This is a genomic window from Pseudonocardia hispaniensis, assembly GCF_042658695.1.
Classification (GTDB): Bacteria; Actinomycetota; Actinomycetes; order Mycobacteriales; family Pseudonocardiaceae; genus Pseudonocardia; species Pseudonocardia hispaniensis.
Genome location: NZ_JBHSQW010000044.1, coordinates 423,807 through 446,576, shown reverse-complemented (window position 1 = coordinate 446,576; position 22,770 = coordinate 423,807). Strand labels below are relative to the sequence as shown.

Below are 22,770 nucleotides of genomic sequence, written 5' to 3'. Positions count from 1 at the left end.
TCAGCTGGGAATGCGCCCGAAGAACGAGCCCCGGTAGAGGGGGCGCTCCTGCACGACGGTGCCCGGATGGCTGTTGTCGATCATCCGGCCGTTGCCCACGTAGATGCCTACGTGATGGACCGGGGAGCCGAGAAACACCAGGTCACCTGGTCTTGCTTGGGCGGCGGGGATGCGGATGGTCCAGGCGGCCTGCTGCGCCGAAGTGCGCGGCGCCGACACCCCGACCGAGCGGAGCACCTGCTGCACCAGGCCCGAGCAGTCCACACCGGATCGGGTGTTTCCGCCCCACAGATAGGGCGTTCCTGCCCAGCCGCGGGCGGCGGCCACGATCCGATCCCCCAACGCCGACGACACGGGCGGGGCCGGCTTCCGCGTGGCGGGCGACGGCTTCGACTTCGACGTCCTCGGTGGTGCCGGTTTGACGGTGGCGGTCGGCGGCGGAGTCGAGCTCGACGGCGGAGACAGCGTGGTCGCCGTCGGCGGCACCACAGTGGACGGTGCGACCACCGTCGGGGCCGAGGATGCGGCGGTGGGGGCCTCCCCACCCGCCACCGCCGCCCCCCTGGTCGGCCACCCGCCCACCACCGCCGTTGTTATGACAGCAGCGGCGGCGAGCGCCGAACCCTTGACCACCCTCTGGATCGGGTGGGTGCGCTTTCTGTGCCGGCCAGCCATCGCTCATCTCCCCCTGATCCACGACATCCAGACGGACGGGGAGGACTGCGAGTACCGGTCAGCTGGCGGGCGGCGTCGGGATGGTCGGGCGGGGCAAAGGCTGCACCCACGCCGGATCCTTCACCCGAGCCTTCAGCCTCGTGACCGCGTCCGTGTAGCCGCGGCCGGCGTCCTCGATCAGCAGCCACACCCGGCCGCAGCGGCGGCAGGCGAGGTGCGCGATCTGCCCGTCCGGGCCGCGCACCTCCCACCGCCCGTTGGTCGGCGGACCGCCGTGCCCGGTCATCGCCCCGGACACATCCAGGTCGTGGCCTTGGGTGGCGCAGTCCTCGTCGTGCACCGCCTGCCGGATCTCGTCGGTCAGCTCGATGGCCACGCCACCCTCCCGTTACGTCCAGATGGCCCAGTTGATCGCGACACTCGGGGGCCGGTTCTCGTGAGCGCCGCCCCCACCGGCGTTGCTCTGCGACACGTTCACGCTGTGGCTGTGGCTGCCGTCGCTGCTGATGCTGTGACTGTGGCTGCCGTCCGACGATCCGGACCCCTGCGAGGTCGGGAACTGGGAACCGCCCGCGGTGCCGAACGTCTGGTAGTTGTGGCCGCCGTGGGAGCCGCCCGAGCCGGTGCCCCCGCCGTGGCTGTGGCTGCCCGCCGAGTTGGTCGACGCGGACACGCTGTGCCCGTGCGAGGGCATCTCGGCGGTGGTCAGCGTGACCCGGGCTTCCCCGAACAGCTGGCCCAGCGTGTACGTGTCGCTGCCGAGGGTGCCCACCCCGACCGGTACCCGGCCGCGAAAGTCGGGCAGCCCGAACGTCGTCGACCCGTCCCCCGACGTGAACAGCCCGGCCATCACCAGGCCCTGGTCCTGCACCCACTGCCACAACCCCGCATACGTGGTGCGGGACACCGTCTGGCCCTGCAGAAACAGGGTGTCCGGCTTCGGGGTCTTGCGGAGGGTCGGCTCGATGTCCCCGGTGGGGCGGCGCGCCACCCGCGCCATGATCGTCGACTGCAGGTCGGTCAGCTCCCGCTCGACCCGGGCCAGTTTCTCGATCTCGGATTCGGCCGGGCGATCGTCAGCCATCCGCGGCACCCCCCACTACACGAACTCGCACGACACCGACTCCTGCCCGGTCTTGGACACCGTGACGGTGCGTTTCCGCAACCGGAACGCGCCCACCGTCGACAGCAGCGAATGCAGCTGATAGGACACGGTGTCGCCGACGTCGTAGCCGGAGATGTCGGCGTCCGGGGTGACCCGCGCGTCCGGGCCCGGCACCAGCAGTGCCTCCCCCCGCGCATCCACCAGTCCCTGCACGTATGAGTCGAGGGTGGTTTGCTCGGACACCCCATCCCATGTGCCGGTGACCGCGGCCCGCCCGAACTTTGCCCGCAGCTCGGTGTTGGCGGCGGTCGCGTAGATCGGATCCGCGCCCGAGCTGGTGCCGGTGCCGAACGCCTCGGACGCGACATCCCCGGGGGCGACCGAGAACACGATGTTCGGGGAGGTCACGTTGCGGCCGTCCAACACGATCGCGTCCTCACCCGTCGACCGGTCAACCCCTTGGATGGGGTAGGCGAGTTTCAGCTTGCGGGTCGCCGGATCCACCGCCACATCGAACCCGTTCCGTCTCGCGCCCAGTTCTTCGACGCGCTGGCCGACGTTGTGCAGCTCTTTGGCCAGATAGGTGGCGTCGCGCAGCACCCCCGAGGCGCCGACATCGCTGGTGTCGATCCCAAAGTTGCCGTACTCCAGGGTCTGCCACTGGTCGATCAGGGCGGCGGCGATGGCGAACTGGTCGACCTGTTTGAACACCTGATCTGTCTGGACGACCATCAGCCGCAGGTAGCCGAGCAGCCCGGCGGCGCGCAGCGTCAACCCTTCACCCTGCACGTTCCCGCCCAGCAGCGGCCCGGTGAACACCAGCTTGCCGTCCCGGTACAGCCACAGCTCGGTCGGCGACGTCGCCAGGCTCCGCAACCGTTGCAGCACCGGCTCGGTCAGGCTGGACACCTTGCACCCGACATCCAAACGCTGCGGGCGGGACAGCTCGTCGGTCCAAGACAGCCCGGTCCAGTCGATCGGGTCGACCTCGAGGAAGGTGGGTGGCCCGGCGTTTTGCGGGATGCGGGCCACGCACACGAGCTCGAACGGGACGGTGATCTGCGCGGTCGCGACCAGGGCGGCGGCGGGGATCTCGACGACGATCCGTTGACCCGCGATGGCTGCCGTCAGCCGCACCGACGCCGTGGGGAGCGCCACCGCGGTGGCGTGAACGGGGCCGATGAGGTCCGCCAGCAGCCGAAGGGTGGCCGCCGGGAGCGCGACCGCGGAAACGCGGGAAGCGCCGGTCAGCGCGGCAACCAGCTTTAGTGGCGCGGACAGTGTGCCCGGCACCCGCTTCGCGCCCGGAGCAGACGCAACCAGCTGCACGGTGGCAGACAGTGTGCCCGGCACCCGCTTCGCGCCGGGCAGGCCGGCCAGCAGCTGCACGGTTGCCGTCGTTGCGGCGCCGCTGATGTGAACGGGATCGGTGAGCGCCGCGGCCAGCTGCAGCGGGGCCGTCAGCCCGGCGGTGGTGTCGTGGCGCGCCCCGCCCAGCCCGGCGGTCAGCCGCAGCGTCGCCGACAGCAGGTTGAGCTTCCGGCCCGTCAGCCCGGCGGTCAGCCGCAGCGTCGCCGACACCGCACCGGAGCCGTGTTTGGCGCCCGCCAGGCTGGCGAGCATCCGCAGAGACGCGGCGAGCGGGCCGGTCGCTCGCTTGGCCCCGGCCGCCTGCGCGACCAGCCGCAGGGGCGCCGCCACAGCGCTGGCGGCCCGCTTGCCGCCCGTCAGCCCGGCGGTCAGCCGCAGCGTCGCCGACACCGGGCCGGACTTGGCGATCGAGCCACCGGCGATGACCAGCGACAGCGACCGGTACGGGTCCTGCGAGGACCGGTTGGCGGTGAACGTCTTCGTGCCGGTCGCCCCGGTGCCCGTCAGCGCGAGCGACGCCACCGACGTGTAGGTGAACTGCGCCGAGATGTCGGTGCGTTCGGTCATCCCCGACGGGGGGCTGTAGCTGTTGCCGCGGCCCGAGTCGTAGTAGTCCGACGCGGCCGCGCACAGCAGCAGATCCCCGTCGGCCTGCCCCGACCCGACCGGGATCGACGGGGCGACGTGGCTGGTGCCCGCGCTACCGGTCGACCACGACGGCACCACCCGGATCGGGGTGGACGTGTCGGCGCCGGAGAGCGCCAACACGCTGATCACCGACGACGACGACGAGGACGACCCGAACGTGTAGCTGGACGGCTCCGACCCGCCCGCGACCTTGTACCAAACCTTGCCGACCGGGTGGAAGCTGCCGCCCGGGGTGGATGCCGTCGAGCCGGCCTGTGTCCAGCCGGCGGGGGCGGTCATCGCCGACCCGGTACTGGCCGAGTAGTCGCAGAACTGGACGGCGACCAGCAGGTCGCCCGAGGTGGTGCCGGTCGGCTTGGTGACGTTGACGCTGGAGACGCCCTCGCCCCACTGGGTGGAGGTGGCACGGACCGCTATCGCCACCACTCACTCCCCAGCCGCGAAGCCGACATCATGCCGAGAACGCTCAGTTGATGGCGTTGAGGGTGGGGGTGGCGGCGTAGGTGCCGTTCGAGCCGTACGACTCGGACGCGGCCAGCGCGCCCCCGTAGTAAAAGGTGCCGCCGCTGGCGAGGGTCCACAGCCCCCAGTGGGTGATCGTGGTGCCGGACGGGATGTCGAGGGTCACCTCCGACCCGGTGACCGACCCGTTCGTCACGCTGCCCCACGTGGTGGCCTTGCGCGCGTACGTGCCGCCGGTGACCTCGCTGGCGCCGGTGGTGCCGGGGTCGGCGGTGTGCAGGCTGATGTAGGTGGCCGCGTTCTTCACCGCGGTAACCGCGGTGGTGAGCGCGGTGTTCGTGTAGGCCATGGGGTGCCTTTCTGTGTCGGGGCAGGACGAGACACCCGCCAGCCCGACGGGCAGGGGGTGACATAAACAGGCGGGCGGAAGCCCGGGAGTGATTAGCGGGGGCGGCCCACCGGGGCGGGGTTCACCCCGACCATGTGTCCCGGTAGGACAGGGTGCAGCGCACCGGCGCCCCGGCTGGGGTGGTGCGCAGGTAGATCAGGTTGTAGCCGCCGTGCCCGGACGGGTCCGGGTTGATGTGGAACGGGTCCCGCGGCAACTGCCAGCTGCCGTACTTGGACTGGCCGTCCAGGGTGACGATCGAGCGGGGGGCGCCGGTGACGCGGGCATCCATGTCGCCCACCAGCACCGACCCGGACGGCAGCGTCACCTGCACGTCGAAGGTGACCAGCGCGGACACGTTCACCAGCTCGATCCGGGACACCGGCGGGCCCGAGGTGGGGCCCTCGATCGTGATCACCGGGTAGGCGGCGATGTTGCCGAGGTTGACCACCTGGGTCATCACCGGGTCCCCGGTGCCGGGGGTCACCGGGATCTCCACGGTGTGCGGGACCGCCGAATAGTGCCGCGGATCCGCGCACCGCAACATCACCGGCTGGCGGGCCAAGATCGTGCCCAGCGCGTCCACCTCGCGGGGCAGCTCGATCGGCCGGTAGCGCAGCATCCGCGGCGACTGCGCTGGGTGCCGCCAGATCAACTCCTGGTCGGTGTCCCGCCGGGGCACCAACGCCCGATACAACTCATCCAGGCGGCGCTCGACCTCGTCGCGGTCCCCGTCATACACGTGCACCTTGAGCAGCACCTGCCGCGCGGACTGCAGGTCGATACCGCGCAACGAGCCCGCCTCCCGGGGCTGGTCCTCATCCGAGGACCGCACCTGATAGCCGTACAGCCCGTCGTGGGATTCGACCGTGTAGGGGGTGCCCGCCCCGATCAGCAGCCCGGTCCAGCCACCCAGCCGGAACTGGTAGTTGAACGGACTGATGCGCGCCGACCCACCCGACGTCTGCAGTACTGGCGGGGCGGTCTTGCTGGCGAGCGGACCGAACACCGTCAGCGAGCCACGGCCCGACGTCTGCAGCGCCGGTGGCGCGTTGCGGGAGGTGAACCGGGCCGGGCCGGTCGACCCGCCACGCAACGTCACCAGCAGCGCCATCCACCGCCGCGTCGACGACAGGATCGTGTTCAGCGAGAAGCTGCCGGTGGAGGTGGCGATCGCCTGATGCACCGACAGCCGGGACCGTTCCCAGTCCTCGTTCCAGCCGCGCGACCAGTTCTGCGGGGACGTCGACTCGAACAGGCGGGCCAGGCTTCCACTGAACCCGAACTGGGCGGTGGAGGCGTACTGGTTCGCGACGAACCCCAACACGAGCTCGTCGCCCTGGCTGGTGGTGCCGGTGCTGCCGGAGAAGGCGAGTTGGCTTTCCCCGGAGCGGACGATCAGCTTGTCGACGACGTCGGCCTGCGCCATCCCCGAATACTCGAGTGCACGCAGCTGCAGGCTCTTATTGTCATCCAGCGCGGTCACCGACACCGACGTGATCGACGGAGACGCCTGCCGATACCACACCGTCATCTGCATGTCCCGCAAACCCGCGGAGCCGAGCTCGGTGAACCCCGAGGGAGTGGTGAGTCGGCTGGGCAGGGTGCCCGCGGCGGCGCACACCACCACGATCAGGCTGCCCGGAGTGGTCGGCCGGGTGAACGTGGCGGTGCAGGTGCGGGACTGGTATTTCGCCACCGTGTTGTAGGTGGACTGCTCCAACACCGGCGGCATCAGCTACGTCCCCTTCCCCAGGGTTCGGCTGTCACGGGTAGGGGTTCGGTGAACCTGCAATGTGGAAACCGACGCGTCGAGATCATTCCCAGGACATCACGAGCTGCCCGACGTCGAACTCGACCGGCGAGTTGCCGTTCTTTGGGGAGATCGGCGCATCCAGCGGGTTCGTGTACTGCGGGGTGCCACCCGACGACGAGGTGAACCAGCCGTAGTGGGTGACCAGCCCCCATGACCCGGTCGGGTTGGGGAAGATGAACTTCGCCCCGTTCGTCTTCGTCGTGGTCCCCGACGAGGTGGTCGCTGGCGGGAAGTTCGTGGCGTTGTTGGTGACCGCCACCCGCGCGTAGGCCCCGCCGACCGGCTCGGTGAAGTTCGACCCGTCGTCGTTCGGGGTCGTGGTCGACAGACCCAAATACCAGGTCGCCGGGGCCCAGGTGGTGGCGCCGCCCCCGAACTGGGAGTCGGCGATCAGCACCTCACGGGCATCGGTTGCGCCGATGATGACCACGCCCTTTCGCAGGTACAGAAAACAGACAGGACAGGACTGGTGGGGTCAGGACAGGCGCAGCGCGAGCATCGTCGACCGGGCGGTCTCGGCCGGGTCCCCGGAGCGGTCCTCCACGGTGATCGACGCCCCGGCGCCGCGGCGCTCGAGCAGCGTCAGCAGTTGGTCGAGTCGCTGCTCCACCCCGGCCTGATCGAGGGCCGGCCGAGCCGCGGCTGCGGCGGCTTGGGCGCGGGCGATCGCGGCGGACACGTCGACGGGGATGAGATCCCGCAGCCGCTGCGCTTCGGCCTGGGGCGGCATCACCGCGACCCGCGAGATCCCCGAGCCCGACATCGCGTTGTTCACGGTGGTGGCGGCCCGTTTGATCAGGTCGTAGCCGAACGCGTTCGCCCCGTAGCGGAGGAACGACAGCGAGCGGGCCGACCCGTCCAACGGCGCGTACACCTCCGGCACCCGCATGTTGTCCCCGACCACCCGCCACGTGTTCGGCGGCACCAGCGCTGCCCGGGCCGGCATCGGCCGCAGCCGGTGCCCGTCGAGGCTGCCCCACCGCCCCCCGCCCGCGAAGGCCACGGTCGGATGCCCGGTGCTGGTCGCGCCGAGCACCCCGCCGTCGGCCATCGGGGCCAACACGCCACCCTGGGCGAGGCTGCCGATCGGGCCCGCCAGCCGCCCCGGGACGGTGTTCACGGTGATGGTCGCGGTCCGGGGCCGGGCCGTGTGGTTGAGCGCCGCCTCCGCGTCGCCGGTGTTCGCCTTCGCGGTAGCCGTGCCCACCGTCGAGTTCGTCCGGGACTGCCAGCCGTCTACCGCCGCGTTGGCCGGACCCGCATTCGCGTTGACCGTGGACGTCGCGCTCGACTTATCGGTCCGCCCGAGGAACGCATCCAACACCTGGTCGGCGGGGAAGCTCTGCCCGTTGATGGTGACTGTGCCGGAGCCCTTGTTGACCGCACCGAGGTAGGCACTCAACACCTGCTCGGCCGGGAAGCTCTGCCCGTTGATCGTCACTGTCGCCGAGCCCTGGCCGATCGCGCCGAGCACGAACGCTAATGCCTGCTGCGCGGGCATCGACTGCCCGTTGATGGTCACCGTTTCGGCGCCAGCCCCGATCGCGGCCAGGATCGCCTGCAGCGCCTGCTCGGCGGGCATCTTGTTCGCCCCGACCTGCACCTCCGCCGAGGCGTTGGCGGCGCCGGCGAGGAACGCGTCCAGTTGGGCTTGCGCGGTCTCGGTTTGCGCGGTGACCTTGAACGTGCCGTCGGGTAGCTGCTCGACCTGGAACCCGAGGGCCTGCAGCTGCCCGACCGCCTCGGTGGTGAGGGCCTGCACGGTGACGGTCTTCGCCCCGGGCACGGCGTCGAACTGGGCGTTCAGGGTGATCATTTCGGCGGTGACGCCGGTCGCGTTCGTCTCGAAGATCGTGCGCGCGGCGGCCGGGATCAACCCGATCTGATCAGCCAACGCCCCGGCCTGCTGCTCGGTCAACCCGGCCGCGGTCGCTGCCTGAATGAACGCATCCCGCGACTGCGCCATGGCCTGCTCGGCCGCGGCCGCACCCGCGGCGACCCCGTTGACCGCGGCAGCCGCGTCACCGGCCCGCGCCGCTGCCTCCCCGGCCGCCTGCCCGAGCCCGACCAGACCGTTCTTCATGATCTCGGTCTGCGGTGCCCCGGTGGCGATCCCGGCCAGGCCCTGCTTGAGGAAGTCCAGCTTGGACGCGAAATCCCCCGACGCCTCGGCGGCCAGCCGGGTCTCCTCCTGGATCTTCTGGAACTCGCCCGAGGTGATGTTCAGTTCGCGCGCCAACTCGGCGGTCGGTGCGCCCATATCCCGGATCTTCCCGACCAGCAGCCCCATGTCGTGCTGCAGCATCGGGTCGGCGATGCCCGCCAACCCCGCGCGTACCCGTTCCGTCTCCGGGGCGAGCCCGGCCGCGTACCCGGCCAGATCGTTCAGGGTGATCCCGTAGCGCTCCAGCGTCTGCCGGTTGGCCTGATAGCCGCGGTCGGCCTCGATCAGCCCGCGGGTGTGCGCCGCCAGCTGGGCCTGCACCCGCTCCAACGCCCCCGCCTCACCCAACGAGGCCCGCACATAGTCGTCGGTGGCCACCCCGAGGTCCTTGACCTTCCGCAGGGTGCCGTCCTTCGCCAGCTGGGAGGCCTTCTCGTTGATCGTGGCCTGGGTGACCGCACCGGAGTACTTGTCCAGGGTGCCGGCCAGCGAGTCCAGGGCGGCCCGGTGCTCGGCGGCCTTCGCCGCCGCATCCGCCTGGTGCTGCGCCAGGATCCCCAACGCCACCCCAGCCGCGCCCAGCGCAACACCCAGCGGCCCACCGGCCATGCTGGTCACCCCGGACAGCGCCAGCTTCAGCTTGCTGCCGGCGCCGTCGACCTCCCGCATCTTCCCAACGAACCCGGACAGATGCCCGGACACCTTCTCGAAGATCGTCATGGCCTTGCCGGCGGCGGCGATCCCCAACAGCCCGGCAGCGACCGGGCCAGCGACCGGGGCGATCGCGGCCAGCGCGGTGGCGAGCGGCCCGATCGCCGACACCACGAGGTTCGCGAGCGTCGACGCCACCGGACCCACCGACTCGGCCAGCGCCGAGAACGCCTGCCCCAGCTTGGTGACCGCCCCCGTCTCCCCGATCTTGTTGATCACCTCGGAGACCGCGGTGACCAGGGCCTTCACCCCGGGCATCGCGGCGTCCACCGCCTCCCGGATCGCCCGGAACAGGTTGGTGATCGTCTCCTGGCCCTGCGCCGAGTTGACGAAGTTCCGGACCTCGGCGGTGATCCGCTCGACCGTGCCCAGGAAGTCGGCGCCAGCCGACTGGGCCGCGGTGAAGATCCCGCTGAGGGTGCCGCCGATGTTCCCGGCGATCCGCCCCAGCTGGGTCAGCGCGGTGACCCCCTGGTCGATCCACCGCCCGAGGTCACCGGACTGCTTCGCGCGGGCGATGAAGTCGGCGAACCGGGCCGAAACATCGGTGAAGGCTTCCGCCAGCCGCGGCAGCCGGGTCGAGCCGACCTCCGCGATGTCGACGAACGCCCTCGTCAGCGGCTCGATCGCCCCGGTGGCCTGCGCCGTCGACCGGCGCACGTTGTCGAGGATCGTCGACACGCTGCGCACACCAGCCGCCGAGGTCAGAAAACCCGTGGTCTCGTGCGCGGCCAGGTTGAACCCGTTCGCGATCCCCACCAGGGTCTTCTGGATCTCGGGCAGGAACTTCGTCGACAGCTGCTGCAGATCAGCGGCGACACCCTCGAACAGCTTCTGCTGGATGGCCTGCTGCATGTCCCGCCACGCGGGGGCGAGCCCACGCACCGCCTGGGCGGCCTCCCGCGCGGCCGGGGCGAGCTTCGCCAGCGCCTCGGCGGCCTTCGCCGGGTCCTCGTCGAGCGCGTCGGAGAAGCCCTTGAACCCTGCGGCGAGGGTGGCGACCGCGGCACCCGCCGCCATCCCGGCGGCGGGGATCAGCCACAACGCGCCCGTCGCGGTGACCGCGGCGCCGCCGATCGCGGCGATCTGCGGGGCCGCCGCGACCGCCGCCGCCGGGAGCGCGATCGCACCCAGCGCCCGCCCGAGCGCGGCGACCTTGACGATCGAATCCGACAGCGACCGGTCGACATCAACCTTGATCTTCGCCGTCTTGCCGTCGAGCTTGTCGAGCTCGCCGGACACGATCCCGAGCGCGGCCATCGCCGCCGCGGTGTCCGCCTCCACCTGCACATCCGCCGACTCGGCACCCAGCCGGGCCAGCTCGGCGTGCAGCCGCTCCATCTCCGCCCGCGCCGCCGCGGCGTCGATGTCCACACCGATGCGCTTGTCACCGAGGGCCTGCATCTCCCCGCGGACGCGGGCGAGCTCGCGCTGCGCCGGCGTCGAATCGGCGTCGAGCTCGATGTCGGGCAGCGCCTTGACCGCGGCCTCGAGCTTGCGGCGCATCGAGGTGGCGAACGCGCCGAGTTCCCGGTCGGCCTTGCGGGTGTCGACCTCGACGTCGACCTCGGCCTTCTTGCCGTCGAGCTGGTCGATCTTCTTGGCGAACCGCTCGACCTGCGCGGCCATCTTCACGAACGTCTGCGACGCCCGGTCGAGCGCGGAGACGTCGAACCGCAGGTCGGTGGCCACGACAAAGCACCCCTTCCACGGGTCTGATCAGGTGAAACGGGGGCTACTGGCGGCGGTGCAGGGTCAGCCGGTGGGGGGCTCCGGCTCACCGGAGCCGAACTCGACGGACTCGAGCAGCTCGAGCACCTTCAGGTCGTCCTCGAAGTCGTGCCACTTGACGTACTCGCCGGCGCGGCGTTTCGCGATCCACGCCAGCGCCGTCCAGGCGAGGGTGGACCCGCCGCGATCCATGAGCTTGTCCCGCCACTCCCGCACCGTCATCCCGGTGTGCCGTTCGACCGCGTTCAGTTCGGCGGCGGTGAACTGGTGGGGGTCGGCCTCGACGGTGTAGGGCTTGCCGTCGAGCCGCAACGTCACCTTGTCCAAAGTCCTCATCCTTCGATCTGCCGGGCCACGTCGGCCATCGCCTGCTCGATTCCGGCCCGCCACCGGGACTCGTAGCGCCGCAGCGTGGAGTAGAAGACCTCCTGGCCGCGCTGCTGCTCCCACACCTCGCGGTTGCCGAACACGGGGTGCCGCCACCTGCCGAGCCCGTCCAGCCCGTAGGACAGCGACCGGCCGTAGACCGGGTCGACGCGTTTGCCCTCGACCCGGATCCGGATCCCCGACCCGAGGATCGAGATCCGGGTGGCGGCCGCGACCCGGGCCCGCAGCCCCGACGACGATCCGCCACTGCGGGACGAGGTGACGTCGACGGTCATCCACGCGGCCCGCACCGCGCGTAGCGCCGGATCCCCCTCGGCGCGGATCGCCTTGGTGAGTTTGCGCTGCAGGTCGCCGCGGCCGGCCTCCCGGAGCCGCCGGGCCAGCGCCCGGTACTGCTCCTGCCCGTGGATCTTGGTCCACACCAGCGCCGCCGCCATTCACGCCTCCTCGGCCGGTGGTGGCCGGCGCAGCTGGATCGAGGTACCCCGCCGGTACTCCTTGCGGTGTTTCTCGAAGTCCTCGTCGGCCTGCGCGCGCACCTCGCAGCCGCGGCAGTGCGTCGGGGCCGCCTCGAACGCCCACGGGTCGTCCGCCCACTCGTCGGGGTGGGTGCCGCACGACGGGCAGGTTTGGGCCTGCCGGATGTGCCACCACAGCGCCTTGTCCCGATCCGCCCGATCCCAGCTCACGAACAGGCTGTGGGGGATACCGCGCGGCCCGCAGTAGGCCATCTCCAACGCGAGTTGGGCGTCGGCGCTCAGCCTTTTCCCGTGCTCACCCGCGGCGCCCGCCCATTCAGCGAGATCGCAGCGTCGAACAGCTCGTTGAGCTCGCCGTCGGTGACGTGCCTGGCGGCGGCGAGCTGCCGCCACTCGCCCTCCGACAGCGGCTGCTCCCCGTCCGGGGTGTCCACCGACGCGGCGAGCAGGGCGTACCGGAACGTCTTCGGATCCCAGATCGCACCCTTCGCGCGCTGCTCCTCCGACGGCGGGTGCGACTCGATCAACTCCTCCCACGCCTCCGGTGGCAGCGCCCGCAGCGGCACCACCCGCACCGGGACCGCCGCCAACGCGGCCTCCGCCTCGGCGAGCTCGGCGCGCTCCGCGTCCAGATCGAACGACCCGCGCGCCTGCTCAGCAGCAAGTGCGCGGGCCGCCTCCTCCACCCGCCGCGCCGCAACATCGTGCGCCGCCCGGTCGAGCACGATCGGGACCTGCGCGGTCGCCACCGGGCGACCGAACAGGTCCTCACGCAGACTCACGCCGGGACAGGAACGTTCTCAGACGGCTCGGAGGTGATCGCGTACGAGATCACCAGCGTGTCCGCCGCCCCGCCACCCACTTCACGGTTCTTCGAGTGCGACGTCACCGTCACCGGATACACGTCCATCTTGTTCGCCGCCACATCCCCACCGTCGAGGATCACGATGAACCCGGCCTGGTCGCGCGGCATCAGAGCGCGCGCGTCCACCCCCTCCTTGTCCATGTAGAACGTGATCGACGAGTCCTCGGCGGAGATCGTTCCCGGAATCGTGGAGGTGTAGCGGGACGCCAGATCCGGGGTCTGGATCATCTCCGAGGACACCGACCAGCCCGACCGGTCCGCCACCTGCGGCGACAGGTCAGTGCCCGCGTCCAACTCGAGCCGGGTCGGGGCGTCCGGGTCCGCGATCGCCGCCACCCAATAGAACTTCGTGGTCCCCCGGGACGTGTACCGGGTCGACGAGGTGATCGCCGGTGCGGCCATCAGTCACTCTCCTTCGTGTTGTGCCGCCGACCGGTCTTCGGGGCGGGGTCCTTCACCACCACGTCGGTGGTGTCCTGCGCGTTGGTGATCTTCCGCACCGGGGCGGGCGGGGTGGGGGTCATGGCCTGTTCGGCGGCGGTCTTGTCGGCCCGCCGCCGCTCGGCCCGCGCCGCCACCTCGTCGGCGTCGAGCGGCACCCACCCGGACGCCGCCAGCATCGGCACCGCTGAGGCCGCCACCTCGATCACCGCACCCGTCTGCGGGTGCCACACGTGCACGCGGGCGGCCATCAGCCGGCCACCGACGCCCTAAACGCGCCCACCGTCACCGACGTCGTGTCGCTGTAGGTGATCGACGCCAACCCGTCGGACGGGTTGCGGTACAGGCTCGCCGGGACCGCAATCAGCCGCGACTCCCCGTTGGGCACCGACACCGCCCGATCGGCCACGGCGAGATCCCCGTCCACGGTTTGCGGGGTGACCAGGGTGACGGTGATCGGGGCGGCGCCCCCGTTGGCCACCTCGAGGAACACGCCCGCACCCGGAGCGACCTTGTCCCCACCCGCAGACGCCGCCACCAACGCCGGGTTCACACCTGTGTTCACAATGGACTGGATGGCGAGCGTCGCCATACCGGCATCTCCTCTACTCGGTGCGGCGAGCGACGCTCACCGATACGTGTTGATCCGGACCGTGAACTCGACCAGCGCCAGGCATCCGCGGCCATCCTGGATCGGCCGGTAGTCCCAGGATTCGATGCGGGCGTCGATCACCCGACCAGGCAGCCCCAGATCGGGGGTCTGCTCGAGCACCGTGTCGACGGTGTCGAGCAGCTCGAACACCCGCGTGCGGCGGGTGGCCAGTTCGGTGTCGCCGCTCCATGACTGGGCGACACAGGTCAGGCCAAACGACTCGTCTGTTGACCCGACATGGAAGCCGCGGTACGCCGTCCCGGGGGCACCGGTCTCCACCGACACCCCGACCCCGATCGCGTCCGGCTCATCCAGATCCGTGATCGGCGGCCCATCATCCACCCGCACGGCCTGCCCAGCGAACGCGCCACGGACCAGCCCAAGCAGCGCGTCCACCGCCGCCGGGACCGCGCTGGACGCCATCAGACCAGCACCTTCGGGCCGACGATCTCCACAGCCGCCCGCGGGATCGAATAGCCAGCCACCACGATCGACTCGTCGTCGCCGCCGAACCCGCGGCGGCCACCGAGATCAGACCGCTGGCTGCGCCACAGGTGCTTCAGCACCATCTGTGCGGCCTTCACATACCGGGCCGGCGGCGTCTCGTAGCCAGCCACGAGAGTGAACCGCACCTCGCCGGATAGCCAAGGGCCGCCGATCACGGTCACAACCCCGGTCTCGGCGACATCGAAGTCGGCGACATCCCAGGTTCGGATCCCGTCGAGCGACACGATCGAGGTCAGCGACACGACCGGCACCCTGCGCAGGGCGACCCGTCGGGTCGGGGCGCCCATCATCACCGTCTCGGTCACCGTCCGGCTGGCCACCACCTCGCCGGCCAGCACCTCGAGCACCTCACCGGATGCGTCGATGAACCCCTGCAGCTCGGCGTCGGAGTCGGTGCGGGTCACGTCCATGTTCAGGAACGCTTTGGCTTCATCGAGCGTGAACAACCCCATCCAGCACCCCCTCCTGTGGCGTCACAACCAGTCCGACCGGTCGCCGTCAGTCCTCGTCTGGTTCGTCGGTCTTGCGCCGCGGGCGCCGGGTCGCGCGCCGCTCCCCGGGCGCCGCGGTCGCCTGCTCCACCGGGCGCGGCCCGACCGCGGTGACCCGCTCCCGCTCCACCTGGTCGACGTCCCGGGCGGGCGCGAACAGGTCCTCGCGTCCCTCGATCGCCCAGTGCCCGACCAGCAGGAGCATGGTCGGGTCGAACCGGCGCTTCACGCCGTCGGTGTCCACGCACACGAACGCCTGTGTGGGGCGCACGAACTCAGCCACGGCTCACTCTCCCGTTCACGCCGAGAGGGTCGACACCTGTTGCGGTGTCGACCCTCTCGGGTGGTGCGTTGTTCAGTTGGTCAGGACGACGAGGATCAGGTGACGTTGAGCAGCCGGAATCCGCCGTCGTTCACGCTGTCCGCGCCGGTGCGGTAGTAGGCGTAGAAGCCCCGCTGCCCGGTCGGGCGCCCAGAAGCGCCGAACAGGTGCGGAATGCTCTCCACCACCATCCCCAGCCGGTCGGTGATCACGTAGTTGGAGAAGTCCCCGAACAGCAGCACGTAGTTCTCCGCCGCCGCGGTGATCGACCCATCCATCGCCGAGGCCTCATGCGTCGGGTAGCCGAGCAGCCGAGCCGGCTGGCCAGCGCCGAGCCGCTCCCACAGCGCGTGGGAGTCGGAGGTGCCGAACTGCCGGACGTCGTTGTAGATCGTCTTGTTGGCGACCCACTGCGCCCGGGTCCGGTACTTCGCGGGCAGCGCCTCCTCAACCGCGTACAGGTCACCTACCGCGAACGTGTCAGCCCCGGCCGAGGCGACCAGTCGGGACGGGCTGGACGCCACGATCGCGGTCACGATCCCGGTCGGCTGCCCGGTGCCGGTGCCAGTGGCGAACGCCGCCGCCTCCAGGTCGTCCTTGCCCATCGCCAGCACGGTACCGATGGCCTCGGTGACGTTCCGCTCGTCCGCGAGCGCCTCGATGCTGATCGGGATGAACCCAGCACCCTTGTGATTCGGGATGGACGGCTGCGCGAACACCGTGGCGTCGTCGGACACCTCGGCGGCCTCCGCGTCCCACGACCAGGTGGCGTGCGTGGTCGACACCCCGTACCAGACGTCCCCGGTGGCCACCACCTTGCGGGAGATCTCCCGGATCGGGTTGGTCGACCCGTCCGAGGTCAGGATCAGGGTCGGGTCCAGCTGCTGCGGAATCAGATACCCACCGGCGTTGTCGGTGAGGCTCATGGCGCGCACCAGGGTGGAGGCCCGCTGCATCGCCGCCCGCTCCTCGTCGTCGAGTGCGTACAGCTCGTTGCGCAGCCCCTTCGCGAACGCCCGCAGATAGGCAGGGTCGGAGGCGACCAGCACCTGCCGGGCCAGGTCCCCCCGATCGGTGTCGAACCGCTCGAGGATGTCGGTCAGCGCGGCCCGGCGGGCGTCGGTCATCGCCGGCATCCGCTCGGCCGCGTCCAGCGCCCGCGCGCGAAGCTCCAGGCCGACCTGGTAGTGGCTGCGGCCGGGCACGTCCACCGCGGACAGGTCCCACGGGTTGCCGCGGCCCCGCGTCGGATCCGAGTCCCGCGGATCCGCGACCGGGTCCCGGTCGGCGTGCTCAGTGTTCCGCGGGTTCTGCGCGGCACGAACCAGCGCCGCCTCGCGGCGCTGCCGCTGCTCGGACTCGGTGACCCGGGTGGCTCGCTCGGTCTCGAGCTCATCCCAGCGGGTCTGCTGCTCGTCGGTGAGGGCGGCGTCGCCGGCCTCGGTGTGGATGGCGCGCAGCTCGTCGTCGATCTCGGCGATCCGAGCCCGCAGCTCCTCCAGCCTCATGGCTGGTCCTCCTTCAGGAAGGGGTAGAGGCGTGTCCGCCTCTCGGATGGGGTGAGACCGGACGGGTGGCTCGCGGCCGGCGCGTCGGTCGATTCCGCGGCGCCGTCGGTCGAGGTGCCCGTGACACGGGCGGCGTCGACCTCGGGGGTGCGAAGGGTGAGCACCCGCGACCGCAGCTCCTCGAACTTGTCAGGGTTGCGGGCACGCATGCGCTCGTAGAACTGATCGGTCATGCTGCGGACACCAGCGGTGGCGTCCGGGTTCGCGGGGAAGGTCACCGGGCCGAACTCGAACACCCGGACCTCCTTGATCGTGCGCTCAGGCAGACCATCGGGGTTGTAGTCCGAGCGGCCGGGTTCGTCGTTCCACTCGTCGCGCACGACCCGAAACATGAAGCTCGACCCGTAGGCGCCGGCGCGCAGCCCGGGGAGCAGATCACGGTTGTAGGAGGTGTCGAGCAGCGGCACCTCGTAGTAGGCGCCGACCTCGTCCTCGCGAACATCGCGGGCGCGGCCGAGCACCTTGTCGCCGATGTGGAAGTCGGTGCCGTGGTTGAACAACACCTTGACCGTGTCGCGGCCCTCGGCCAGGGTCTTGCGGAACGCCCCCGGCGCGGTGCGCTCCAGGAATCGGCCCTCGAACCACGAGTCGATCTCATACCAGGTGTCGAACACCGAGAAGTGCCCGGACATCAGGCCGAGGCTGCCGTCGCCGGGATCGCTGTCGTCGGCGCGCAGGTCGACCGTGCGCGGCACGGCGCGCACCAGATCCATGTCGCGCAGGGTCTCCATCAGGGTTCTCCTCACTCACCCGTCGCAGGGTCGCCAGTGCCCTCGTCGGGCGGGTTCGGAACGTCCTCCGGGGCGATCGGGTCGCTCTTCGTCGGCTGCTGCTCCTGCTGCGGGTTCGGGGGCCGCAACTGCACCGAAAACAGGCCGGTGTGCGCGAGCAGCGCCCAGTCCTCCGACTCCACCGCCCGAATCGCCGAGTCTGGGGTGAACCCGGCATCCACCAACTGCCGGATCGTGGTGGCCTGCGTGCCCTGGATTTCGGCGGCGTCCTTGCGGTCCTCCCGCAGGAACGGGATGTCGCGGTCGTCGTACCACAGTTCAGCGCCCTCGGGCGGGGGCACCAACGTGGCCAGCGACCCGGCGGCGTTCCGCCACAGCGGCCGCATCGTCCCGTCCGCCAGCCGACGACGAGCCTGCCCATAGTTCGAGTAGGTGGCCGACTGCAGGCCCTCGGACAGGCCCACGATCACCGGAGGCACCCCGGCCGCAGCGGCGATCCGGGTCTCCCCCGCGCCCTGCGTCAACTTGAAGTCCAGCTGCCGCAGGTCCGAGCCGACCACCTTCGCGTCCGCCCCACCACCCAGGTACAGCGTCTTGTAGGCGTTCGCGAGGCCACGGTGCTCGGTCTCCATTACCTCCTTGAACCGCTTGAACGCCTCCACCGACACCGACGGGTCGATCGACACCACCATGTTCGGGGTGGCGCCGTTCTCGAAGAACTTCAGCTTGTGGGTGGTCGCCGCGCTGTCCGACTGCAGCTCCGGGATGATCGGCTGCAGCCACGACATGCCCCGATAGGAGGCGACCGGGTCGGGGATCGGCGCGAAATGGGCGACCTCCTCGGGCATCAACAGCACCGGTTTCGCCGTCGACGTCGGCCCACCCGGCTGATAGATGTAGCCGAGCAGATCGGCGTCCAACGCGTCCGCCCCAAGCTCCGGTTCGTTTTCGGAGCCGAGGATGATCGTCACCCAGTCTGGCCGCAGCCTCCGCACCCGGCGGCGCGACCCCACCCCCTGCTTGGTCAGGTAGGCCTGCCCGGCGAGGTCCGCGTCGAGCAGCATCCGGGTCAGTAGATCCCCGGTGGTGCCGCCCCGCCACGGCCGCTCCAACAGCTGTAAATCCTTGGTCCCGAACAGGTCGCCGGGTCGCCCGTTCTGCAGCCTGCGGAACTGGAATCGGGCCTCGGAGAACACCAGCATCCGCGTCAAGATGCACGCGAAGATCACGCCGTTGCGCTTCAGGGCGCCCTGCACCAGGGCGGGGAAGTTCGCCTCGAGCTTCTCCTCCGACTGGCCGGGCAGGGTTTGGGTCAACCCCAGCCCGTAGCTGTGGCCACCGAACCCGAACGCGCCTAGCAGGTTCGCGTAGTCGTCCCAACCGAACCGCTGCTCGACTGCGGCCGGTGCCGGGCGCAGGGCACGCCGCAGGAGGTTCGCCACCCCGACTACCTCCCCGAGCCTTCGTCGCCGGCGTAGGCCAGCACAAACGACGCCGCGCACACCACGCCGGCCACGATCAGCGTCACCGGCAGGCCCCACAGCAGCAGCACCCCAGCCAGCGCGGTCACACAGCCAGCCAGGTAGCCGAGCAGTGGTGCGGGGAGGCGGGTCAGGCGAGGATCGCCCACGGCTCCACCTCCTCCGTGAGTGCCCCGTGTTCGATCGCGAGCCCGCGACCCCACGTCGCGAGAATTCCCGCCACAAACGAGTCGATCTTCAGGCCGCGCTTCTTCTTGACGATCTTCTTGTAGCGGTCGGACACCGGCAGGTCGTCGTCCTCCCGCGGCGCCTTCCGCCCACCCAACGCCACCGCCGCGTTCAGGGCGTGCTCGGTCACAGCAGGGTCGCCGTCGTGGCTGAACTGGCCCTCACCGTGCCGGAACGCGGTCTCCCACAACTCGATCGCCGCGTCCATGCGCCGCTCGACGTTCGTCGGGAACTCCACCACGATCGGCTTCCCGGCCGGGTTCGTCCCGAACTCGCCCGCCCACCGGTCGATGCTGGTCTGCCACTTGTACGGGTCCGGGATCACATGCCACACCTGGTAGGCGGACACCGCGTCCCGCATCGCCCGATCCACCAGCGGCTCCGGCACCTTCCCGCCGTAGTCGTCCGGGTTCCACACCCCGATCCGAAACCAGCGGCCATCGCTGATGCGGCAGGCCAGCAGCGCGGTGTCATCCCGGCTGCGGGAGCCGTCGAACCCGAGCGCCACCGGGGTGCCCCGCCCCAGCAGCTCGTCGGGGTGGGCCAGCGCATGCCAGCGGGTCACATCCACCGCCGGGCGCTCACCCGTGGTGACCTCGTCCAGGAAGTAGCGGCGCGCCTCCGCCTCACCGGTGGCCTTGTCGCGGATCTGGGCGAGGATCGCGGTCTCATCCACCCAGCCACCCGCGCGGCGGCACGAGTCCCCGTACTTGACCACGATCCGCTCGAGCACGACCGCGTCGTCGTCGAACTCGACCGGGGTCAGCGACGGCAGTTGCGCGGCCCGGTGGTCGATGTACACGCCGGGGGCCTTGCTGGCGGCAGTCTGCTGGGCGGCGCTGTTCTCCGACGGATCCCACGCGTTGGTCACCTCGGCCCACGAGCCGCCCATGCCAGCCAGGTTGCGTTTCATCGCCCGCGCCAGCCCCAGCCCGCCGTCCCGCTCGCACATCAAGTGGGTTTCGGTGAACGACGCGAACGTGATCGGGTTCCCCAGCCGCGACCGGGCGGCCGCGGTGACCGGCTCGATCCAGCCGTCCCCGTTGGGCAGCTTGATCCTAGTCTCGCCAATGTCCAGGCCCGGCGTGTCGGCCAGCGGGCCCTCCGACAGCATCCGGAACAACGGTCGGAACGTGTTGTCGGTCTGGTCGTCGCTGGTGGCCGCGATCTGGATCCACGGCGTGTCCACCGGGCGCCCCACCGGCTCCCCGTCGGCGTCCCAGCCGTCGAACTGCACCGGCCCGAGGGCGTGCGCGCAGCAGCGGGCCGCGTTGAACGGGTCCTTGCCCCACTTTTGGCTGCGCCGCAGCTGGCTGCCGTAGTAGACCAGCCCGTCCACCGGCCGCGGGAACCGCGGATGCACCGTGGCGTCCGGTTTGAGCCGATAGGCGTGCAGCAGATGCTGGGCCATCTCGTCGGTCAGCAGGTACGGGGCGCCGCGTTGCGGGCCGTCCGGGATCACCAGATGGGCCTCGATCCAGTCGATGACCACCCACCCCAGGGTGGGGAACTCGCCCGGCTCGTTCGGGCCCCGCCAGCCACCCTTACGGCGGCCCATCAGCGCTCGAAACGGTCCGGGACCGACCCGACCAGCGCCGAGGCGATCCGCCAGCCCAGCAGCGCCCCACCGACCCCGGCGCACACCTGCGCGACGAGGGCGGCCAGGTCAGCCAGCACCGTCGACCGCCTTCAACCCGCGCCGCGACCGCGCGGTCGCGGTGGTGCGGGCCGTGCGTTCGGCCCGCTGGCCGGCGACCTCGTCGGTGGCGACCTCCCAGCGCAGCCGCAGCATCGCCACTGGGTTCAGCCCCAGCCGATCCGACCAGAACCGGGCCTCCTTGGCGGCCTCGATGTCGCCGATCTCGGCGCGGATCTTCCACCGCACGTACTGGGCGACCTCGCGGGTCCACTTGAGTCGCTCCCACGCCACCGCCTGCGGGGTCGCCCACAGCTCCGCCCAGAGCAGCGCCTCGTGCTCGGCCAGCGTCGCCATCTGTGCGGACAGGATCTCGGCGCGCTCCCGCAGGCTCAACAGCCGCCGGGCGGCGTTCTTGGCCTCCCGGCCGGTCCCCTGCGCCTCCAGGGACGCCTCGTCGATCTGTTCGTGCAGTCGACCCAGTTTCGCCTGCGTAACCACGTCCGGCGGCAGCGGCCATGCGGGCGGCTCGCCCGTGCGACCCTCGGCCGGCAGCTTCGTCATCGGCACGGTGGCGTTGCGGCGGCGCCGGTTCGGGTTCGGGGGAGGACCGGGCACACCAACCACCCCCTCCACGTCGTCACAATCCGTAGCCGAAACACGTTCCGTCACGCAGCGTGGTCGTCACGGTGCGCGACACTCATTGCAAGTCGGGCAGCCGAAATGACTCCTGGTAACCCGTACAAAAACAGCGAGCCATGGGCAGCGGGGTCATGGGGGGGGTCACTATCCGCGATGAGGGGGTGCCCCCCTCCCCTGGGCGCATCTCCGCGGGTCACAGCCCTACTCGATGATCACGTGTTGCATTTCCGCAGGTCAGGACCTTGCGTCACCATTTGAGGCGACTGTCACGCTGCGTGATGGTCAAGCATTCACGTGACAATCACTCACAGTTACAGTCACGTTGGGTGAACCATCTGGATCAGATGGTGCGACGCGTGCGACCACCAGCAGACCGGTTGCACAAGGCGTGCTCGATCCGGCGGGGACCGTGCCGGCCACCGTGGGCGATAGCCACAGCGTGTCCGAGGTCGAGGGCCTGACCGTCCAGCATGGGCTGGCCGCAGCGGGGGCAGGGTTTGCCGATGGCTTTGGGCAGCAGCCGGGCACGCTCAGCCTGGTGCTCGGCGCCATAGCCACGCTGGGTGGTGTTCCCGCGGCGACCGTCGACCCGCCGCCGGATGGCCGCCGTGCATGCCGGGCAGCGGGTGGCGCCGTCGGTGAAGGTGCCGCAGTCGAGGCACTGCCGCGCAGCCATCCGCTGTCCTCCTGGTGACGGGGGGTGTCTGGTCGGCGACACTGTGCCGATGTCCCGCCTGCCGTACGTCGTGTGGTCCGCTGTGCTGTGCGCCCTCGCGCTGACTGGGTGCGCCGCAGAGCCTGGCCCGCCTGCTGCTGACCGACCCTCCGCCAGCCCCGCATCGTCGCTGTCGAGCTCGCCGATCCGGGACGAGTTCGGTACCCGGCAGGACCAAGCAACCGAACGGCTGGCCCTCTGCTACCGCTGGCACACCCAGCGTGGCGAGGTGGAGCAGTGCGGTGGCGAGTTGACGACGATGACGCTGCTCGGCCAGGAGATGCGCGAACGGATCAGCACGCTGCCGAACGCCGATCGGTACCGGACGGTGGTGGCCAGCCTCGACCGATTCCAGGCGGCGAGCGAGGGCTACGGCTCGGCGGAGTGCTGGCGTGGCTACACGGCTGGGTCGACACCGTGCTCCGGTTTGTACACGGAGATGGCGGTGGCGTGGACGGGCATGTCGATCGAGCTGCTCACGGTGGAGGGAACCGATAGCTGAGGCGAGTCCTGTCCAGACAGGACTCGCGATTCAACAGGATCTTACGTTCGCC

At 70.6% G+C, this 22,770-nt stretch carries 26 protein-coding genes; 2 read left to right on the top strand and 24 right to left on the bottom strand.

What is annotated here, in order from left to right; all coding sequences use genetic code 11:
* From ACFQE5_RS22395 to ACFQE5_RS22280, 24 genes are all read right to left on the bottom strand, one after another.
* Positions 1-327 (bottom strand): C40 family peptidase, encoded by a 327-nt coding sequence (locus ACFQE5_RS22395; RefSeq protein WP_379587844.1) that lies wholly within the window; start codon positions 325-327, stop codon positions 1-3.
* Between the two features lie 406 nt (positions 328-733).
* Entirely contained in the window at positions 734-1,051 is a 318-nt protein-coding gene (locus ACFQE5_RS22390) for a hypothetical protein (protein ID WP_379587843.1), read from the bottom strand.
* Positions 1,052-1,063: 12 nt separating this feature from the next.
* Entirely contained in the window at positions 1,064-1,759 is a 696-nt protein-coding gene (locus ACFQE5_RS22385) for a tail fiber protein (RefSeq protein WP_379587842.1), read from the bottom strand.
* A 15-nt stretch (positions 1,760-1,774) separates the two neighbouring features.
* Positions 1,775-4,222: a hypothetical protein gene (locus tag ACFQE5_RS22380; RefSeq protein ID WP_379587841.1), complete on the bottom strand. Its 2,448-nt coding sequence runs from the start codon at positions 4,220-4,222 to the stop codon at positions 1,775-1,777.
* 43 nt (positions 4,223-4,265) lie between these two features.
* Positions 4,266-4,610 (bottom strand): phage tail fiber protein, encoded by a 345-nt coding sequence (locus ACFQE5_RS22375; protein WP_379587840.1) that lies wholly within the window; start codon positions 4,608-4,610, stop codon positions 4,266-4,268.
* A 121-nt stretch (positions 4,611-4,731) separates the two neighbouring features.
* A complete protein-coding gene (locus ACFQE5_RS22370; protein ID WP_379587838.1) occupies positions 4,732-6,384 on the bottom strand; it encodes a hypothetical protein in 1,653 nt (550 codons plus the stop codon).
* 82 nt (positions 6,385-6,466) lie between these two features.
* Positions 6,467-6,895, bottom strand: coding sequence for a phage tail fiber protein (locus ACFQE5_RS22365; protein WP_379587836.1), 429 nt, complete (start codon positions 6,893-6,895; stop codon positions 6,467-6,469).
* A gap of 45 nt (positions 6,896-6,940) precedes the next feature.
* Complete coding sequence (locus ACFQE5_RS22360) at positions 6,941-11,032, bottom strand: hypothetical protein (RefSeq protein ID WP_379587834.1); 4,092 nt, start codon at positions 11,030-11,032, stop codon at positions 6,941-6,943.
* Between the two features lie 63 nt (positions 11,033-11,095).
* A complete protein-coding gene (locus tag ACFQE5_RS22355) occupies positions 11,096-11,407 on the bottom strand; it encodes a hypothetical protein (protein WP_379587833.1) in 312 nt (103 codons plus the stop codon).
* On the bottom strand, positions 11,404-11,895 hold the full coding sequence (locus ACFQE5_RS22350; RefSeq protein ID WP_379587832.1) for a hypothetical protein: 492 nt from the start codon (positions 11,893-11,895) through the stop codon (positions 11,404-11,406). The genes ACFQE5_RS22355 and ACFQE5_RS22350 overlap by 4 nt, the downstream gene beginning before the upstream one ends.
* The gene (locus tag ACFQE5_RS22345; protein WP_379587830.1) at positions 11,896-12,147 is read right to left on the bottom strand and encodes a hypothetical protein; all 252 of its coding nucleotides are present in this window, start codon (positions 12,145-12,147) and stop codon (positions 11,896-11,898) included.
* Positions 12,148-12,215: 68 nt separating this feature from the next.
* Entirely contained in the window at positions 12,216-12,719 is a 504-nt protein-coding gene (locus ACFQE5_RS22340; protein ID WP_379587829.1) for a hypothetical protein, read from the bottom strand.
* Positions 12,716-13,204 (bottom strand): phage tail tube protein, encoded by a 489-nt coding sequence (locus tag ACFQE5_RS22335; protein WP_379587828.1) that lies wholly within the window; start codon positions 13,202-13,204, stop codon positions 12,716-12,718. Before ACFQE5_RS22335 ends, ACFQE5_RS22340 begins: the two co-directional genes overlap by 4 nt.
* Positions 13,204-13,494, bottom strand: a complete 291-nt coding sequence (locus ACFQE5_RS22330) for a hypothetical protein (protein ID WP_379587827.1) — start codon at positions 13,492-13,494, stop codon at positions 13,204-13,206. The genes ACFQE5_RS22335 and ACFQE5_RS22330 overlap by 1 nt, the downstream gene beginning before the upstream one ends.
* A complete protein-coding gene (locus ACFQE5_RS22325) occupies positions 13,494-13,835 on the bottom strand; it encodes a hypothetical protein (protein ID WP_379587826.1) in 342 nt (113 codons plus the stop codon). The genes ACFQE5_RS22330 and ACFQE5_RS22325 overlap by 1 nt, the downstream gene beginning before the upstream one ends.
* Before the next feature lie 36 nt (positions 13,836-13,871).
* Positions 13,872-14,318 carry a hypothetical protein gene (locus ACFQE5_RS22320; RefSeq protein WP_379587825.1) on the bottom strand — a complete coding sequence of 149 codons (447 nt, stop codon included), beginning with the start codon at positions 14,316-14,318 and terminating at the stop codon, positions 13,872-13,874.
* On the bottom strand, positions 14,318-14,854 hold the full coding sequence (locus ACFQE5_RS22315) for a hypothetical protein (protein WP_379587824.1): 537 nt from the start codon (positions 14,852-14,854) through the stop codon (positions 14,318-14,320). Before ACFQE5_RS22315 ends, ACFQE5_RS22320 begins: the two co-directional genes overlap by 1 nt.
* A gap of 46 nt (positions 14,855-14,900) precedes the next feature.
* Positions 14,901-15,176 carry a hypothetical protein gene (locus ACFQE5_RS22310; RefSeq protein WP_379587823.1) on the bottom strand — a complete coding sequence of 92 codons (276 nt, stop codon included), beginning with the start codon at positions 15,174-15,176 and terminating at the stop codon, positions 14,901-14,903.
* 95 nt (positions 15,177-15,271) lie between these two features.
* The gene (locus ACFQE5_RS22305; protein ID WP_379587822.1) at positions 15,272-16,723 is read right to left on the bottom strand and encodes a phage major capsid protein; all 1,452 of its coding nucleotides are present in this window, start codon (positions 16,721-16,723) and stop codon (positions 15,272-15,274) included.
* On the bottom strand, positions 16,720-17,514 hold the full coding sequence (locus ACFQE5_RS22300; RefSeq protein ID WP_379587821.1) for an HK97 family phage prohead protease: 795 nt from the start codon (positions 17,512-17,514) through the stop codon (positions 16,720-16,722). Before ACFQE5_RS22300 ends, ACFQE5_RS22305 begins: the two co-directional genes overlap by 4 nt.
* An 11-nt stretch (positions 17,515-17,525) precedes the next feature.
* On the bottom strand, positions 17,526-18,956 hold the full coding sequence (locus ACFQE5_RS22295; protein WP_379587819.1) for a phage portal protein: 1,431 nt from the start codon (positions 18,954-18,956) through the stop codon (positions 17,526-17,528).
* A gap of 5 nt (positions 18,957-18,961) precedes the next feature.
* A complete protein-coding gene (locus tag ACFQE5_RS22290) occupies positions 18,962-19,144 on the bottom strand; it encodes a hypothetical protein (protein WP_379587818.1) in 183 nt (60 codons plus the stop codon).
* Entirely contained in the window at positions 19,126-20,781 is a 1,656-nt protein-coding gene (locus ACFQE5_RS22285) for a hypothetical protein (protein WP_379587816.1), read from the bottom strand. Before ACFQE5_RS22285 ends, ACFQE5_RS22290 begins: the two co-directional genes overlap by 19 nt.
* Positions 20,782-20,889: 108 nt before the next feature.
* The gene (locus ACFQE5_RS22280) at positions 20,890-21,423 is read right to left on the bottom strand and encodes a hypothetical protein (RefSeq protein ID WP_379587814.1); all 534 of its coding nucleotides are present in this window, start codon (positions 21,421-21,423) and stop codon (positions 20,890-20,892) included.
* A gap of 466 nt (positions 21,424-21,889) precedes the next feature.
* Here ACFQE5_RS22280 and ACFQE5_RS22275 point away from each other — a divergent pair, with 466 nt between their 5' ends.
* Positions 21,890-22,195, top strand: coding sequence for a hypothetical protein (locus tag ACFQE5_RS22275; RefSeq protein WP_379587812.1), 306 nt, complete (start codon positions 21,890-21,892; stop codon positions 22,193-22,195).
* Positions 22,196-22,226: 31 nt separating this feature from the next.
* The gene (locus ACFQE5_RS22270; RefSeq protein ID WP_379587811.1) at positions 22,227-22,718 is read left to right on the top strand and encodes a hypothetical protein; all 492 of its coding nucleotides are present in this window, start codon (positions 22,227-22,229) and stop codon (positions 22,716-22,718) included.
* Positions 22,719-22,770: the final 52 nt, after the last annotated feature.